Raw genomic sequence first — 16,764 nt, forward strand, 5'->3', positions numbered from 1 at the left:
TGGTTCAATGATTGTCTTGCATGATGGTGCTTGCGGTGGACAAGATGTTGCTGCGACAATTCAAATTCTCATTCCGCAACTGCTACAACAAGGTTATGAGTTTGTGACTGTTGATACTCTATGGCAGCAAGTCAAGGCTAACTAAAGTACTATAGGAATCCGCTTTGATTTCTGAACGAATTTGCGTAGACAGGCAATAGGCAACAGGCAACAGGCAACAGGAAAGAGGGCTTCTTAGTTGTACTGAGTTTTTTCACCAAATCAAATATGAGTCCTATATTTTCTTACTTATTAAAAATATCAGCAATAAAAAAGCCTTCAACTAAAAGCTGAGGGCTATGATTTAATTAAGGTGCATCTACTATTTAGTAATCCACTTTAGCTATTGCCATATCCGGGCAAATTAGACTTTTAACAAAATTTATTTTTCCCGAATAAAAAATATCAGCAATAAAAAAAAGCCCCCAACTAAAAGCTGAAGGCTGTGATTTAATTAAGGTGCATCTACTATTTATATATCCGCCTTAGTTCTTGCTGCATCAGGAAGAATTGAAAAAAATGGATAGCTGTGGAATTGATTTCGTTAGCTACAACGCTAGTACTAGTACAGCACGGCGGAAATAAACCACCCATTCCCAATCAACAAAACCCTTACGCTGTCTTAGAGGTTGTTTGAAAAGTGTTTCGCTGTGATTTTAGGCACTTTAGATCCCCCCTAACCCACGCCAGTCGCTCCACTTGGGGAGACCCCAAGACCGCGCTGGCTCCCCTTAAAAAAGGGGGAACCGGAGTCAAAGTCCCCCAATTTATCGGGGGATTTAGGGGGATCTAAAACTTTTGATACCGACAAGAGGACTTTTCAAACATCCTCTTAATTTTTAATTTTTAATTCCGCCTTGCGGTACTAGCCTCAATGAGGATCACCTACGGTTTTTGACTAGGTAATCATTGACCGACTTCACAGTAATTTTACAATTATCCTGATTTTCCTCTAAATACACAAAGTTTCTGTTAATATCTCTGATCGGATATCCGCAATAGTACGAATTTAGTTTATTAGTTGGGTATATGACTATAAAAGTTAGACACACCCAACTTGATGAAGCGATCGCAATTTCTATTAGCCCTTGCTAGTCTTAGTATTGTCGGGGGAAGCTTTTTTCTGAGAACAAGTTTTAGCAATACTAGCGAACCTAAAATAATAACTGATACATCACGCTACAAAGAAATTCGGAATCAACTATGGTCTGATAATGACCAAGTAAAACATTTTCCTCATGACATTTCCTCTGATACAAAAGACTTTCGCATTGCTTATTCTCCCAAATCTTTGCAAGGAAGTAGTTTTTTTCAAATTAGGCTGAAAGAGCCACCACAAAAGATAGAAAAATTACTTTCACAATACAGAAGTAGTGCAAAGCACAAATATAAGGGTGGAAACACAAACGACCACATAAACCAGCCTAACGGTGTGCCGACAACTTTCTTCTACACCAGTGATTCTCCTGCGGAATCTTTTCCAGCTAATTATGAAATACTGGTATTAAATACAGAGGACAAAGGTAGACCTGGTTTCAAGTGGAATCATGGAGATAGCTACGGCGTTGCTATTAATAGTTCTGCTTCAGAAATTATTTATTGGTCTGAAAAATGGTAATTAGCAATTTCAAATAAATTTGAATCACTATGATAAAAATTGTTCGCTGAAAGCAAAGCAAAGGGTTCTCGTAAGAGTAGCCGCTTCTCTACGTTCGCGTAGCGTGTCGTAGACAGACGCTTTGCGTAGCTTGCTTCGACATAGGAGTATGCGTCTACATAAATTGTCGCTACAGTCTGTAGTTTTGTATCAGTTTTATAGACGCATCTTCAAACAGAAATAGTATAAAACTGATTGATAATTATGAATTACCTTAGCCTATTTTGTATAAAAAGTAATAAGTACTAAGTGCTTCTCTTATACAAGAACACATCTAACTGCTACACTTCATAGTGTCGTGTTCAATTCCCAATAAGTTAAGCAATAGAGGTGTGCAAAATGAAAAATCTAGTAAAGAATCTTCTTGATGAACGAACCAAATCGGTGATTAGATCATCTGAACTATATCAAGCTTTATATAATAAAATGCATTCAAGTAAGCTAGCTGTTGAGGGCAAAAGGCTTGATATTTGTGCCAATGAAGTTGCTATCTATCTACTTCAGTCTGGTAAAGATAAATATGTATTACGTGATAAAATTTGTCTTGAAATTGGAAGTGGATGGTTGCTGACTCATTCGTTAGTCTTTTACCTTCTTGGAGCCAAAAAGGTTTATGCAACCGATGTTTACCCATTATTACAACCAGAAAATATTTTTAAAGCCGTGTGTAAGTCTGTAGATTGGAGTATCTTAGATAGTCTATCTACATTTGAAGATCGTGAGATTATCTACTTGCGTTTAAAGAAACTACTTTCATTAAAAAATTTAACCGTAGAAGTCTTACAAGACTTGGGTATAGAATACGTTGCTCCAATTGATTTATCTCAAAAACTACCTAGTAAAGGAAAAATAGATTTCATCTTTTCCAAATCTGTGTTGGAGCATGTACCAGTTGATGATGTTGTGCCACTTTTAGAAAATCTTGTAAGTAGCCTCTCTGAAGATGGCTTTATGTTTCATCTCATTCATTTACTTGATCATAAAAATTTAAAAGAAAGGCCATTTGATTTCTTTGTTTATCAACAAGAAGCTTACTCAAGAGAGTTACAATCAAGGTGGGGAAATCGAATTAGACGAAGCCAATGGAAGCAGATATTTTCTAACCTTAAGCACTTGGACTCTAGATTTGTATTTGAGTGGTCGTGCAAATACAGAGAATTACCAGAAAAAATTGACTCGTCTATTCAATATACAGATGAAGAAGACTTAAGAATCTCCCATATCGGTGTAGTTGGAGAATTCACATCGCTTCCGAATGTTGATTATTATACCAATTCTTGATGAACACTCATAGAAATAACCCAACCTCTCCAAGGCATCTCCCCGATGCCTTGGAGAGGTTGGGAGGCAATAGTTTTTGGATAAAAATCCAACAATCTCTCTTTTGGTCTGGGGAAAAATAATGTACAGCTTTACAGAGAATTGGTATTAGGAAAAGAGAAGTTTTGAGTGGGGGCTTTCTCCACTTAGGCTTTATTAGTAGGTAGCGCTTTTACTCTTTTGGGTATATCACTTTGGGTAGTTAAAACTTATAGCCACCATAGTTAAAATTTTAATGGTGCTTAAAAACTATCTGAATATGTAGAATGCCAACTGCTTTAATTACTGGTGCCTCTAGTGGTATTGGTAAAGCCTTTGCTCAAGAACTAGCCGCACGCAATACAAATCTTGTACTTGTTGCTCGTTCCGAAAAGAAACTAAGCCAATTAGCTACAGAATTACGAGAACAACACAAAATTCAAGTAGACGTTATAGTAAAAGACCTCACCGAACCCAATGCAGCTGCTAGTGTGTTTGATGCCACAAAAGTAAAAGGCTTAACCATTGATTTGTTAATCAATAATGCTGGTTTTGGTTACTATGGCGACTTTGCTGAAGGTGATGGAGAAAAACAAGTCAAAATTGTACAGTTAAACATTTTAGCGTTGGTAGATTTAACCCATAAATTTCTCCCTTTGATGCGGCAACGTCGCTCTGGAAGTATTATTAACGTGTCCTCAATTACGGCTTTTCAACCAATACCATACCTTTCTGTTTATGCTGCCAGTAAAGCTTTTATTCTCAGCTTTAGTGAAGCGCTATGGGCAGAAAATCGTCAATATGGTGTACATATTTTAGTAACTTGTCCAGGGCCAATAGAAACAAACTTTTTTGCAGAAGCTAATTTTCCTCCAGCGCTAGCAAGCACTACAGATAAAATGTATTCTTCTCAAAAAGTGGTTTGGGAATCTTTAGAGGCTTTGGAAAAAGGCTATCCAACTGTTATTAGTTCTGATACTAACACTCAAATTAGAAGCAAATTATCTCGACTCGTACCGCGGAAACTTCTGCTGAATATGTTAGCAAAACGCTTTAAAGCCTAAGTATATTTTTATGAGTTAGGAGTTTTAACTCCTAACTTCTCACTCTTCACTGATTACACATACCTTGTTAATTGAACTCGGTAACGGTCTTTTTTTGTAACGGCTATTTCGCCAACTTCTAAACGTCCTTTAGAGCGAATGGCGATTAAGTCGCCTGATTTAACTTGAGAACTAGCTTGGGTAACTTCCTTCCAATTGACGCGGACATCACCGGCATCAATGAAATCAACCATTTTGCTGCGGGACATGCCAAAGCCAGCAGATGCGATCGCATCTAATCGCAAAGAAGCTTCCACAGTAGTTAATTCTTTTTTCTTTGGTTCCCGAACCCTTAGTTCAGTTACCTCAATCTGCTGAGTTTTCACAGGAACCGATCGCACCTGTTTAAGACTCATTTCCAAAAATTCCACTAATTCTGGTGCGACAATCGCCTGGGCCCCTCGTTCTCCTAAGACAATAACATCTCCCGTCTTTTCACGAACAATTCCTGTTCCCAACATTGCGCCTAAAAAGTCGCGATGAGAGGCGGTATCAAACAGGAAATTACCAGCAATTTCCACAGCGACAAGGCTGACTTGAGATTGATCTAAGGGAAGTTCCGAACGAGCGATCGCTATTCTTTGACGTTCAGCTTGCGGATATCCACCCCACGCCGTCAATTGCACTTCTGTTAATCGGTTAAACACCCGTTGAATTTCCGCCAATTCTGGAGGAGAGAGAAAATCAGTCAAAACCACTTCCCAAGTTTTGATGGCTTGCTCTGCTTGGTCGATTACCCTAGCTACACTATCTCGATTTTCAACACCTTTTAAAAGTTCTTCTCGTGGCAACATTCTTAAAAATTATGAGTTATGAATTGAGAATTAATCTGCTATAACAATAGGAATCCGCTTTGATTTCTGAACGAATTTGCGTAGACAGGCAATAGGGAATAGGCAATAGGCAATAGGCAAATAGGGAATAGGGAATAAGGCTTCTTAGTTGTACTGAGTTTTTTCAGAAATCAAATATGAGTCCTATATCTTGATTTTAACTTTAATTCCCATTTCAGCAGATTTTTATCTCTACGAATTTGTTGCATTCCGAATTTTTCCAGAATGCAAATTGAGGCAGTGCGATCGTTCTTTTGAGTTTTGGGTGAGTAAAGGCAAAATTGACCAGTGTTTCTACTGCTTCAAAAGCAAATCCCTGCTGGCATCAGCTGATAGCACTTCCTATTGGAATTTGTTTTTGATTACAGCGACTTGAACCACCTCCAAAGAACAGGAAAGCAACTCAAGTCGCTGTGTCGGAATGTGTGAACTATGATTCATTCAATACACAGTATTGGTGTCAGCATAACCTTGGATATTTTCTGGATCAAATTGTCGTAATATTCGGGTTGCTTGCCGAGTGAGAGTTTCAGAACCTTGAACGGCAACTAAGTATTTACCCGCATCTAAGCGGTTGCGATAGGGTAAAGCATCACCACTCCCTATTAGTAAACCGACTCCACCACCCACAAGTACACCACCCATAGCACCACTAGCAGCACCTAGCAGTCCGCCAACGATGTGATTGCCAACTTCACCCGCCCAGGCAAAAGTCTCTAAACCAGTGATGAGGCTGAATGTAAAACCTGCAAAAAAGCCAAACGGTATCAGCCAGGTTGCCATCAGTTTTGCTTGCTTTTTAGCTTGGTCTTTGGGGTCAATTAAGCCAAACTCGTCAGCCGTTTTATATCCCCTCCCCAGGATGGTACTGTTTATGCCTTCTTTTTCTAAAGCTAAGTAAGCAGCTTCGGCTTGAATGCGGTCTGGTAATACGGCAACAAGGTAATTCATTGATTTTACAATTTGTCTAATAGAAGTTTTGCCTTAATTAACAGCGTATCAGTCCTGGTCGAATCAAACTGCTGTGCGGAGTCATTTGTCATTGGTCATTGGTCAAATGGCACTAGGTTAAGACACGACACAGCCTTTGCTCTCAATGCTTCCTAGCCTGGAGCCTGGGAAACGGCCCTGCCTTCTCTTTGTTGACGATAGGCAGCAGCCCTTTCAGAAGACATTCCCAGTCTTAATACCTACGGTGTACACACGAGTCGAATTACCCCCCTTAATCCCCCCTTGCCAAGGGGGGAAATAGAAAATCTAGTTCCCTCCCCAATGCATCGGGGAGGGTTAGGGTGGGGTAATTCGAGGACTGGTAGTGAGAAGGACTTGTACACCGTAGGTATTAAGGCTGGGAACGAGGTGATAATTAGGCTACACAAGCCTTTGAGCTTTTCTTAGTCCTAACTAATGACCAATGACCAATGACAAATGACAAATGACTATTATGGATTTTTTAGCAACCCCCTGAAATACTGTGAATTACGAGTGGCGTTGGGTTAAAAAAGAAACATGAAAATCATCAAACCCATCACCAATTGGTTAGAAACCCGCGCCAGTGCCCCTGCATACGGCGGTTGGGTACTAGCAGCAACGGCGATTTGTTTTTTTGGGGCAGGTGTAAATACAATGGCTGGTTGGCTGTACGCCATTAGCGGCATCAGTTTTGCCCTTTTGGGTGTAGCAGCCATTTTACCGCCGCGATCGCTCACAGGTCTATCCATCACCCGCCGTCCTATGCAACCTGTTTCAGCAGGCGATGATCTGACTGTCGAGTTAGAAATCCGCAATCAGACACAGCAGCCTGTAACTTTGTTGCAAGTCGAGGATATGCTGCCTTTCGTTTTAGGGAAACCAGTACAAAAGGCGATAGAAACAATTCCTAGTCAAGGCAGTTACCGTTGGGTATATTACCACCCTACCCAGCGCCGGGGCGTTTATCGCTGGCACACAGTCGAACTGGGTTCTGGTGCGCCTTTAGGATTGTTCTGGTGTCGCCGTCAACGTGATTGTGCAGCCACAGCGATCGTCTATCCGACAGTGTTACCCTTAGCTACCTGTCCCTTAGTGGATGAAATGGGGCAAGAAGAGAGCAAAAGGGGCGATCCTCGTGGCAGACCCTTGCAGACAGCAACAACGGGGCTGGTGCGATCGCTCCGTCCTTACCGCGTTGGAGATCCGACTCGTCTGATTCACTGGCGGACTAGCGCCCGCTATGGGGAATTAAGGGTGCGGGAGTTAGAAATGGTGACAGGTGGACAAGAAATAGTTATTGCCCTTGACAGCGCTAGCAATTGGGAAGAAGAAAACTTTGAACAAGCAGTAATTGCCGCAGCATCACTGTATTTTTATGCACAGCGACAGCAATTACAGGTGCAACTATGGACAGCATCCACAAATTTAATAAAAGGCGATCGCTTTGTACTAGAAACCTTAGCAGCAACAACCGCCCTAGAAGATGCTAGTTCAGTAGTTCCTAAAAGCTGCTCCTTGATTTGGCTGACTCAAAACCCCCTGAGTCTCTCTACTCTTCCTCAAGGTAGCCGCTGGGTTTTGTGGCCAAATATTTCCTCACCACCAGAACAAGAAGTAATCAATTGGGAGCATCCTGGTATAGTTTTGGAAAGCGATCGCCCTCTGCAACCCCAGCTACAAAAAACATTACATTCGTATTGATCGATACCTTCACCAAAAAACTACACTCTAGAAGGGCTATACGAACAAAGCCTACCTTTACAATCTGTAAAGCTTTTAGCCCACGGAGGTGGGTTTTGTTCGTATAGCCACGACTTCTAGGCATTCTGGCAAAGTTTAAGTTAACTTTGCTTTAACTGTTTACGTCTTAATACCAAACCAGCATTTAAAGCCCCGATTGCCAATAGTGCTGGTAGCAATCTAGGTTCGGGAACAGATGTAGCTTTTTCATTAAAGGTAAAGTTATCTAGCGCAAACTGTGTCCCACTACCACCCGTCTCTACAAGATAATCTGGCTCAACTCCACCAAAGGACGTAAACCTTAATTCATCAACACCAAAATAATCAAAATTAACTAAAGTTGGCTGTGTCGTATCTACAACCACAGTTTTTGAATACAGGGTTACACCGCTATTTAAACCTTCTACAGTAACCGAAAGACCATCATTCCAAGCAGCTGTTAAATAGGCACTGTTGAAGTCAAAAACATCATCACTGACTAAGGCCGGGTTTCCAAACCCGTTGAAAGCAACGTAGTCTCCTGACACTCTGCCATTGTCATAGCCTGTACGTGAGATAGCATTCGAGCCATTCGTGTAGTAAAAATTATCCCAATTAAATCCACCGTAGTCGTTAGGAATTAGAGTGAAACCTGAAATAGGCGCTATATCATCAAATGTTAAAACAGCTGCTTGTGCTACTGCTCCTATTCCCAAAACAATGATTGTTGCTCCGATCGCAGCAGTCGATAACTTTTTCGCAACGATTGAAGTGGTCATAAATAGTAGAAGTTGTAACTTTTGTTTTATGAAACACATCAAAGTTTACACTAGGTAGCAAAATAGACAAGTTCTTTTAATTATTTTTTTGATAAAATATTATAAAGTTATGATAAATAAAACTCAGTACAATGGATAAATCAAGTAAATAATACAAAAACTTGGGAAAGGGGCGCATTCCGTATCTACCCTTAGATGCGTCACAGCATCGTTTTTGGGTGAGAATAAATTAACCTCTTGACTTTTAAATTCTGCCTCAAGATGTAATTTGAATTTTGATTAGCTTAGAAGTTGTGATTTCCTAGATTTTATCTGATCCCAGCCCACCGGACATATCAGCCTTTGAACCAGCAAGGTTGGGGAAATCCACCCAGTAATCCTCACATGAGGCTGAGGTACAATGCAAAGAAATATTTAAATTATGAGCGACATGATCACATCAGAACATAACACAAAATCCAGCGATAAAAGCCTAGAGGCAATGCGGCATTTTTCCGAACAATACGCCAAGCGGACTGGAACATACTTCTGTTCTGAACCTTCTGTTACCGCAGTTGTGATTGAAGGACTAGCTAAACATAAAGACGAACTAGGTGCGCCTTTATGTCCCTGTCGCCATTATGAAGATAAAGAAGCTGAAGTCCATGCCACGTATTGGAACTGTCCTTGTGTGCCAATGAGAGAACGCAAAGAGTGCCATTGTATGTTGTTCCTCACCTCAGACAACGAGTTTGCTGGAGACAAACAAGACATCTCTCTCGAAACAATTAAAGAAGTCCGAGACAGTATGGGATGAGCGAAATCATCCCCCAAGAGTTTTGGCAAGGCGTAGAACAATTTAATTCTGGTCAGTTCTACGCTTGTCATGACACTTTAGAAGCTTTGTGGATTGAAGCCAGCGAACCAGAAAAAACTTTTTATCAAGGTATTCTCCAAATTTCTGTAGCCCTATATCATTTGGAGAATCGGAACTGGCGAGGTGCAGTTATTCTATTGGGAGAAGGCGGCAATCGCCTACGGCGTTACCCATCTAGTTACGGTGGCGTTGATGTAGATGAACTATTGAGTCAGAGCGCAGCATTGTTGACGACATTACAACAAATAGGGCCAGATAAGATTACATCTGGCGATTTGGGAAAAGATCAAATCTTATCTTTACCTAAAATTGTGCTGACTACTGATTAGACTTGTGGTGAAATTAGTTATGCGTTGCCCCAAATCCTTGCTAGGCAGAATTCATGTAATTCTGCCTACATCATTTTTACCGAGGATGTTGGAGGCAGATAGCGCAGCGTTAGCGAGTCCGCGAGCGTCGGGCAGTCAAGAGTAGAGGAAAACTGCCCGACGTTCCAGGATGAGCTACCGCTGCGCTATCCTGCCTCCTGCCTCCTGCCTCCTTCAATCAGATACCAATTACCTGAAACCTTGAGGTTGGGGGTAGCGTCACTATTTCAGCCAGTAGTTATCGTAAATCACTCCAGATTGTATATTTCATATCTGGATAAAGTACTTGAGATAATTAGAATACAAGCTGCAATCCTGAATCCCAAACTCCTATGATGCCCTGCTATCAATTGCCCATATCACAAATGCGTCGCTTTGGATTAGCTTTAATGCTGCCAGCTGCACTCTTGGGCGCTTTTACATTCCCTACCCAACTGCAAACCGCTACTGCACAAACATCTGAAGCAAATCGCCCTTTGACTATCCGTGCTGATGTGCAAGAATATGACGCCAAAAACCAAGTAATCACCGCTCGCGGTAATGTGCAAATGTTGTATCCTTCTCGCCAACTTCAAGCAACATCTGCCCAAGCACAGTACTTTAGTAAAGAACGCCGAATTGATTTCACTGGCAACGTCTATATTTTGCAACAGGGTGGTAACAGTATTCGGGCAGAGAAGGTAACCTATTTAATTGATGAAGGCCGATTTGTCGCTCTCCCTCAATCCAACCGTCAGGTAGAGTCCATCTACATGATTCAGGAATCAGAGAATAATGGACAAACTGCGGCACCTGCCCCACAGACACCGGCATTCAAGCCTTCTAATTAGCATTTACCACCAAGAAAGGGTGCCTCCAGCGTGAAAATTGTTTTAGAGAATATTCACAAATCTTACGGTAAGCGAGTAATTGTCAATCGTGTAAACCTTTCTGTTGCTCAGGGCGAAATCGTTGGTTTGCTAGGCCCTAATGGGGCTGGTAAAACAACGACCTTTTACATTGCGACAGGTCTAGAAAAACCTAATCAAGGAAAAGTCTGGCTAGGTAATCTGGATGTTACGGGAATGCCAATGCATAAAAGGGCACGATTGGGTATTGGTTATTTAGCACAAGAACCAAGTGTTTTTCGCCAACTCTCGGTACAGGATAATATTCTGTTGGTGCTAGAGCAAACGAATGTGCCACGATGGGAGTGGTCAAGACGACTGACAACTTTACTGCGGGAGTTTCGGTTGGAAAAATTAGCTAATAGCAAAGGAATTCAACTTTCTGGTGGTGAGCGACGGCGGACGGAATTAGCAAGGTCTTTAGCGGCGGGGCAAGAAGGGCCAAAATTTTTGCTTTTGGATGAACCATTTGCGGGAGTTGATCCGATCGCAGTTTCAGAAATTCAGCAAATTGTGGCACAATTGCGCGATCGCGGTATGGGAATCTTAATTACAGATCATAATGTCCGCGAAACCCTGGCCATAACCGATCGCGCCTACATCATGCGTGAGGGACAAATCCTCGCTTTTGGTGGTGCTGACGAACTCTACGGCAACCCCCTCGTGCGGCAATATTATTTAGGGGATAATTTTCAAGTCTAAATTCATAATTATTTAGTTAATAATTTCAAAGGATATTTTGATTTTTATTCTTAAACATGAATTTATTAGTTAATCTTTTGCTATTTAAAATTAAATTCTGATACTAAATACAGTAGATATGCTTTGCTTCACCAGGGTTGCCAATATTTAACTGTTAAATCGGCTTATGATATCAAAGAAGTTCACGTCTTTTTACAGTCTCCATTCGCTGCTGCCTTTCACGATCATGGATCGCTATCTTGCCAGCGAATTGTTAGCGCCGTTTTTCTTTGGTGTCGGAGCTTTTTCATCAATTGGCGTCACTATTGATGCTGTATTTGATCTGGTCAGAAAAATTGTAGAATCTGGGCTACCCATAGATATTGCTATTCAAGTTTTTTTGTTAAAGTTTCCCAACTTTATCGTTTTAGCTTTTCCCATGTCTACGCTGCTGGCTACTTTGATGACCTACAGTCGTCTTTCTAGCGAGAGCGAACTAATTGCCCTGCGTGGTTGTGGAGTCAGCGTCTATCGCATGGTGCTAACTGCTGTGATGTTAAGTCTTGTGGTTACAGGAATGACATTTGTATTTAACGAACAAATTGCACCAGCAGCAAATTATCAAGCAGCAACGACTTTAGAGAAAGCCCTGAAATCAGACAAACCAACTTTTAAACAGCAAAATATTTTCTATCCTGAATATCAGGATGTTGTTCAGCCAGATGGTTCTAGGAGTAGGATATTGACACGCTTGTTTTACGCCGACCAGTTTGATGGTAAGCGGATGACAGGTTTGACGATTATAGATCGCTCAACAAAAGGTCTGAATCAAATTTTGGTATCTGAATCCGCCCAGTGGAATCCTTCTCAAAGTGTTTGGGATTTTTACAACGGCACGATCTATTTTGTCGCTGCCGATCGCTCTTATCGCAACATTGTTAGATTTGAACAGCAACAACTGCAACTACCGCGCACGCCATTAAGTCTGGCAGAAAAAAGCCGAGACTATGGTGAAATGAATATTTCTGAAGCATTAGATCAACTAGAAGTAGAATATCTTGGTGGCGATCGCCAAAAAATTCGTAAACTACAAGTGCGGATTCAACAAAAAATCTCTTTACCCTTTGTCTGTGTAGTTTTTGGCTTGGTAGGTGCAGCGATGGGAAGTATACCCCAGCGGACTGGAAGAGGTACCAGCTTTGGGATTAGTGTCGTAGTAATTTTTTCGTACTACTTAATTTTCTTTATTAGTGGTGCAATGGCACAAGCAGGTGTCCTCTCTCCCTTTATGGGAGCTTGGTTGCCCAACTTTGCTTTTTTGGGAATAGGTCTATTCTTATTGATGCGAGTTGCGAAACGGTAAATTGAGGGGCATAGGGCATTGGGCACAGGGGAAAGACTTACTGCAACTTACCCTCTGCTCACCTGCCCCCCTGCTCCCCTGCCCCCCACCTCAATTACGGGTAATAATTTCGGCATTCGGGCGCATCTGGATTTTCCTTGCAGTATTCTTCAAAAGAGACTTTGGCTGATACCATACCCTCAGATTTTTGATGAGCTGCTTCTGCTTGGAGTTCTTCTACTTCATCCCAGGCGACTGCACAGGGTTTAGAATAAGCACCTTGTTCGGTGCAAATAGCACGAGCCTGATCAATTGCTTTTTTAATTCTCTCTTCCAGCAGTAACCCTCTTGGCGCTTCCACAAAGTCGCTTTTAGTCAAAATGTCGGTAATCGAAATGATGCCCAGCAGCTTGCCTTGAATCACAGGCGCTCGATGAATACCAGTGTTAGCAAATAACCGCGCTACATATTCCACACCCAAATCAGGATTGACCACAATGCAGGGCTTGCTCATAATTTCATAAACCCGTACTTGCTTTGGGTCTTTACCGTAGGCTGTTATCTTATAGACAATATCTGTTTCTGTGACAATACCATAAGCATCATTGTCATAACGGCGATCCACAACTAGCGCCCGCAATCCTTTATCTTTCATCAGCCCCACCGCTTCAGCAACAGTTGCCGAACCGCGAATGGTAACTACCTCTTTGGTCATGATATCTTCAGCTTTCATCATTGCTGTAGTCTCCTGGTTAATAGTCCGGTGCAGCACAGCGCCCTCATGGACGTATCGAAGCATTGCAGCGCACAGTTTGCTAACTAGAAAGTAAAAAAGTTGCCAGCTACAACAATAAGTTAGACCAGTTGTCAACTTCTGATGTTATCCAATGTGACCAAATAATTACTAATTCGTAATTCCTAATTCCTAATTCCTAATTGAAGAGGGTACAGCAGTCTTTGAAAGCGCTATATTTAGAGCCATTTATTTTTTGATTGCCGACAATTGCCACATTTTCCAGAAATAGCTAGAAGTCCAATTAGTAATAATGTGAGCGACAATCGGCACTAATAAGTTGCCTGTGAGCAGAGCGCTATATGCTAATATCATCCCGACAATCGTTGCCCAAATTACATAGGGCCATTGTTGGGAACCGCTAAGATGTAAGATGCCAAAGCAAAGACTGGATACAATTACAGCTGTAAAATCAGAGCCTAAAGCTGGCAGCATCACACCTCTAAATAATAATTCTTCACTCAGCCCTGGTAGCAACCCCAGCCAAATTAAGTCTGGTAAAGCTAAAGGTTTTAGTACCACTTCTAGGTAATAATCTGCACTTTTACGATAGGCAGTCCAAAGGCGATAAGTTAAGCCACTTAACGCGGTGATGAGGAATCCCAATCCTACACCTAAAAGCAACTCTCTTTGGTTCAAATCCCAAGAAAATAGGGAAAAGTTGCCAAAGTATAACGAAAGTTTGGCGACTATCAACAAAATGATTGCAGTCGCTCCCATCGCTCCAAGTACTTGTATGCGTGTCAGGTATGGAATTTCTGGCTCTTGCTTTTGTTGTTCAACCACGGGTTTTTAATTTTTAAGGGGCATTGGGCATTGGGCATTGGGCATTGGGGTAAAGGGAGAATAACTAATGACAAATGACAAATGACAAATGACTAATGACTAAATTGGCTGCAAAGGTAATAATTTGGGACGGAGAGCGGAAGGATTGATACCTGCTTTGTGTGCTACCAATACACCTACTGCTTCTAAATATGAGTTTACCTGTATAGATTTGATCCCCAAAGGTTGGGCAGGAACTTTTATCAGAGTTTTATTTTCTTCTACTGTAATTATTTGGCATTGTCTTTGGCTTAAACTCAGTAAGGCACTGCTACCACAAGCATTTGCAGGTGCGATCGCAGCATCTACTTCATCTGCCCAAATATCTCCTTGCTGTGATGCTATTGTTCCTCTGTCTACTATAAATTGTGGGGCACGACTTAATCCTACAAGGACGCACGGCAAAAAAGTATAGCCCAATTCTTCGGCGGCGGAACGGGGAGATAAATTAGGTTGTGGAGGTTCGCTCAAAAGGGCGGGAGAATGGGCGCAAGGAATTTGAAAGGTTCGCACTAGCAAATGGCTAATTACGGCTTCTGCACCCGCTAAGGAATCAACACCTTCACCCTGGCGGTATTTTTGTACTGCTTCCTCATCCATATCATCAGGGAAACGAGCAACAACTGCGATCGCTTCTGCCCCCGCTTTTTTTATTAATATCTCAGCTGCCCTTAACAAGCTATCTGGGTTGCCAATCGTTCCCCAACTCGCTCCCGATGCTGTAGTCCGTAGTTCTACATTTAATGGTGCATCAGTAATTACATAATCTGTTAAGGTCAATCCTAGAGTTGCTCTAACTGCATCCGCTGCTTGTATATGTCTTAGCCGTAACTCTGGCTCAATGGCTTGGTCTAAAAGCAAACCTACTTTGTTGTTGCGGACTGGACGCAAACCCCAGCATCCAGAGGCAAATTTGTCAAGTCCATAACCTTCAACATAGAAAGCATTTGGCAGATTCCAATACAAACTTGCGCCATTCAGGACATTGGGGTGAGTAATTAGGCGATCGCAAACCTGTGCTATAAGTTTGGCAACAGGTAAAGCATCTCCTGCATAACCCCCAATGGCAGCCCCAACGCCTGTTGGTACGATTAAGATAGCGGTGTATGGACGATTCATCTTAAGTTATGAGTGCTGAGTTATGAGTTATGAGTTTATGAATAACAAGCCATCAAATACTAACTCCTAACTCTTAACTCCTAACTTCTAACTCCTAACTATTGACTGTAGTCACCACAGCTTCAACTGTAGCTTTTTGTTTGTCAGCATCTACAGAAGTAACTGCCCAACGCAGAGGTTCGCCTTGTTTTTTTAACTCTGTTTCAATGACTTCTAGTAATTCTGCGGGAGTTTCTTGTAAATCAATTTCTGCGGTAATAAAATGAGTCGTCATTTTGGTAAATCCTGTTGATTTGTAGTTTCTAGAATAACTGATATCAGTTGCTATAAAATCCTTATGTTATTTATAAAGTACTTAGAGGATGTTTTAAAAGTATTGGGCGAATAGAATTTGCTACTACACAAACATTCGCCCTTGGCGTTACCGCAGGGTAGGCCACCTCCGTGGACTAAGAAAAAATTAAGGGTTTTTAACCTGCGGAGGCAGGTTTTGTCTGTGTAGCCGCGACTTCTAGTCGCCAGGGCTTTACAAACATCATCATGATAACTGTTCTCTGATTATTTGCCTTTGCCAAATTGTAACTGATAAAGTACATCTTCCTTTTCGGTCTGAATTTTCAAATCAGAAAGGGGTTTGGCAACACAAAGCAATACGTAACCTTGCTTTTGCAAATCTGGACTAACGCCCATACCATCAGCTTGATCTACAGTTCCCTCGCTTATTTGACCGGCGCAAGTTGTGCAAACACCTGCATTGCAAGAACTCGGCAGTTCCAAACCAGCAGCTTCGGCAACTGATAAGATCGTTTCATTTTCAGGAACTTGCAAGGTATGAATTTTGCCTTGGTGATCAATTTCTACGGTGTAAGTTTTGGGCATATACAAAAGAAGCGTGATGCAACGGACAAATTTATCAGTTTATCTGAATTAGTTAAAAATATCCAGATGTTACCACAAAAATTTAGGTAAAAGATTGATAATCATAGCAGCTAATTCTGAATATTTTGTATGTTTGTAACATTATTTACAATATAATACACAAATAAATTAGTTAAATTTGCTTACTATAAAATATTCGCGTAGACGTAGCCCGCCGTAGGCATCGCGTTTCTTGCGATCGCTGTAAATCAACCACCAACCAACTTTGGTCATCAATATTACAATGTTGACTCTTAAGGTTACAGCATAAAGCCTTAGAGCTAGAACATAAAGCCTTAAGGTTATAACATTAAGCCTTCAGGTTACAACATTAAGCCTTAAAGCAAGAACATAAAGCCTTAAAGTTACAACATTAAGGCTTAAAGTTAAAGCAATATGGAATACAGACTATTTGTAGGGGCATAGCAATGCTCATTGGTGTTAAACCCTTATTCCACAGGCATTTTACCCCACCCTAACCCTCTTTCAAGGGTAGGTATTTAAAAATCAGGCAGTAGAGAGGGTGATTTGAGAGACATGGAGTTGTGGAGTCAAGGAAGGCCAAGGTTCAGGG

17 protein-coding genes and 1 pseudogene are annotated in these 16,764 nt (G+C 41.4%); 10 read left to right on the forward strand and 8 right to left on the reverse strand.

Annotation, left to right across the window (positions count from 1 at the left end; genetic code table 11):
• The 4 genes and pseudogenes from RRG12_RS39475 to RRG12_RS39490 all read left to right on the forward strand — a co-directional run.
• A pseudogene (locus RRG12_RS39475) lies at positions 1 to 145 on the forward strand (polysaccharide deacetylase family protein); the annotation flags it as partial.
• Positions 146 to 1,099: 954 nt separating this feature from the next.
• On the forward strand, positions 1,100 to 1,657 hold the full coding sequence (locus RRG12_RS39480) for a hypothetical protein (RefSeq protein ID WP_069068200.1): 558 nt from the start codon (positions 1,100 to 1,102) through the stop codon (positions 1,655 to 1,657).
• Positions 1,658 to 2,035: 378 nt separating this feature from the next.
• Positions 2,036 to 2,977 (forward strand): hypothetical protein, encoded by a 942-nt coding sequence (locus tag RRG12_RS39485; RefSeq protein ID WP_420762952.1) that lies wholly within the window; start codon positions 2,036 to 2,038, stop codon positions 2,975 to 2,977.
• Between the two features lie 305 nt (positions 2,978 to 3,282).
• The gene (locus RRG12_RS39490; protein WP_069068202.1) at positions 3,283 to 4,059 is read left to right on the forward strand and encodes an SDR family NAD(P)-dependent oxidoreductase; all 777 of its coding nucleotides are present in this window, start codon (positions 3,283 to 3,285) and stop codon (positions 4,057 to 4,059) included.
• 53 nt (positions 4,060 to 4,112) lie between these two features.
• Here RRG12_RS39490 and RRG12_RS39495 read toward each other — a convergent pair whose 3' ends face one another.
• The gene (locus RRG12_RS39495; RefSeq protein ID WP_420762953.1) at positions 4,113 to 4,892 is read right to left on the reverse strand and encodes a photosystem II S4 domain protein; all 780 of its coding nucleotides are present in this window, start codon (positions 4,890 to 4,892) and stop codon (positions 4,113 to 4,115) included.
• A 480-nt stretch (positions 4,893 to 5,372) separates the two neighbouring features.
• Positions 5,373 to 5,882, reverse strand: coding sequence for a hypothetical protein (locus tag RRG12_RS39500; RefSeq protein ID WP_069068205.1), 510 nt, complete (start codon positions 5,880 to 5,882; stop codon positions 5,373 to 5,375).
• 558 nt (positions 5,883 to 6,440) lie between these two features.
• Here RRG12_RS39500 and RRG12_RS39505 point away from each other — a divergent pair.
• Entirely contained in the window at positions 6,441 to 7,604 is a 1,164-nt protein-coding gene (locus RRG12_RS39505; RefSeq protein ID WP_069068206.1) for a DUF58 domain-containing protein, read from the forward strand.
• Between the two features lie 140 nt (positions 7,605 to 7,744).
• Here RRG12_RS39505 and RRG12_RS39510 read toward each other — a convergent pair whose 3' ends face one another.
• Complete coding sequence (locus RRG12_RS39510; RefSeq protein WP_420762954.1) at positions 7,745 to 8,401, reverse strand: PEP-CTERM sorting domain-containing protein; 657 nt, start codon at positions 8,399 to 8,401, stop codon at positions 7,745 to 7,747.
• Between the two features lie 430 nt (positions 8,402 to 8,831).
• Between RRG12_RS39510 and RRG12_RS39515 the strand changes: the two genes are divergently transcribed.
• The 5 genes from RRG12_RS39515 to RRG12_RS39535 all read left to right on the forward strand — a co-directional run bounded on the left by RRG12_RS39515 (position 8,832) and on the right by RRG12_RS39535 (position 12,556).
• A complete protein-coding gene (locus tag RRG12_RS39515; RefSeq protein WP_069068208.1) occupies positions 8,832 to 9,197 on the forward strand; it encodes a ferredoxin thioredoxin reductase catalytic beta subunit in 366 nt (121 codons plus the stop codon).
• Positions 9,194 to 9,586, forward strand: coding sequence for a DUF309 domain-containing protein (locus RRG12_RS39520; protein ID WP_069068209.1), 393 nt, complete (start codon positions 9,194 to 9,196; stop codon positions 9,584 to 9,586). The genes RRG12_RS39515 and RRG12_RS39520 overlap by 4 nt, the downstream gene beginning before the upstream one ends.
• 371 nt (positions 9,587 to 9,957) lie before the next feature.
• Positions 9,958 to 10,455 (forward strand): LptA/OstA family protein, encoded by a 498-nt coding sequence (locus tag RRG12_RS39525; protein ID WP_069068210.1) that lies wholly within the window; start codon positions 9,958 to 9,960, stop codon positions 10,453 to 10,455.
• A 30-nt stretch (positions 10,456 to 10,485) separates the two neighbouring features.
• Positions 10,486 to 11,214, forward strand: coding sequence for an LPS export ABC transporter ATP-binding protein (gene lptB / locus RRG12_RS39530; protein ID WP_069068211.1), 729 nt, complete (start codon positions 10,486 to 10,488; stop codon positions 11,212 to 11,214).
• A 226-nt stretch (positions 11,215 to 11,440) separates the two neighbouring features.
• A complete protein-coding gene (locus RRG12_RS39535; protein WP_069068212.1) occupies positions 11,441 to 12,556 on the forward strand; it encodes an LptF/LptG family permease in 1,116 nt (371 codons plus the stop codon).
• Between the two features lie 94 nt (positions 12,557 to 12,650).
• Here RRG12_RS39535 and RRG12_RS39540 read toward each other — a convergent pair whose 3' ends face one another.
• The 5 genes from RRG12_RS39540 to RRG12_RS39560 form a co-directional block, all read right to left on the reverse strand.
• Positions 12,651 to 13,271, reverse strand: a complete 621-nt coding sequence (locus tag RRG12_RS39540; RefSeq protein WP_176726896.1) for a CP12 domain-containing protein — start codon at positions 13,269 to 13,271, stop codon at positions 12,651 to 12,653.
• 246 nt (positions 13,272 to 13,517) lie between these two features.
• Complete coding sequence (locus RRG12_RS39545; protein WP_069068213.1) at positions 13,518 to 14,114, reverse strand: CPBP family intramembrane glutamic endopeptidase; 597 nt, start codon at positions 14,112 to 14,114, stop codon at positions 13,518 to 13,520.
• 99 nt (positions 14,115 to 14,213) lie between these two features.
• Positions 14,214 to 15,272, reverse strand: a complete 1,059-nt coding sequence (locus RRG12_RS39550; protein WP_420762955.1) for a DUF3326 domain-containing protein — start codon at positions 15,270 to 15,272, stop codon at positions 14,214 to 14,216.
• 94 nt (positions 15,273 to 15,366) lie between these two features.
• Complete coding sequence (locus RRG12_RS39555; protein WP_420762956.1) at positions 15,367 to 15,546, reverse strand: hypothetical protein; 180 nt, start codon at positions 15,544 to 15,546, stop codon at positions 15,367 to 15,369.
• 284 nt (positions 15,547 to 15,830) lie between these two features.
• Positions 15,831 to 16,151 (reverse strand): 2Fe-2S iron-sulfur cluster-binding protein, encoded by a 321-nt coding sequence (locus RRG12_RS39560; RefSeq protein ID WP_069068216.1) that lies wholly within the window; start codon positions 16,149 to 16,151, stop codon positions 15,831 to 15,833.
• Positions 16,152 to 16,764 lie beyond the last annotated feature (613 nt).

Source organism: Nostoc sp. CALU 546 (assembly GCF_048836525.1).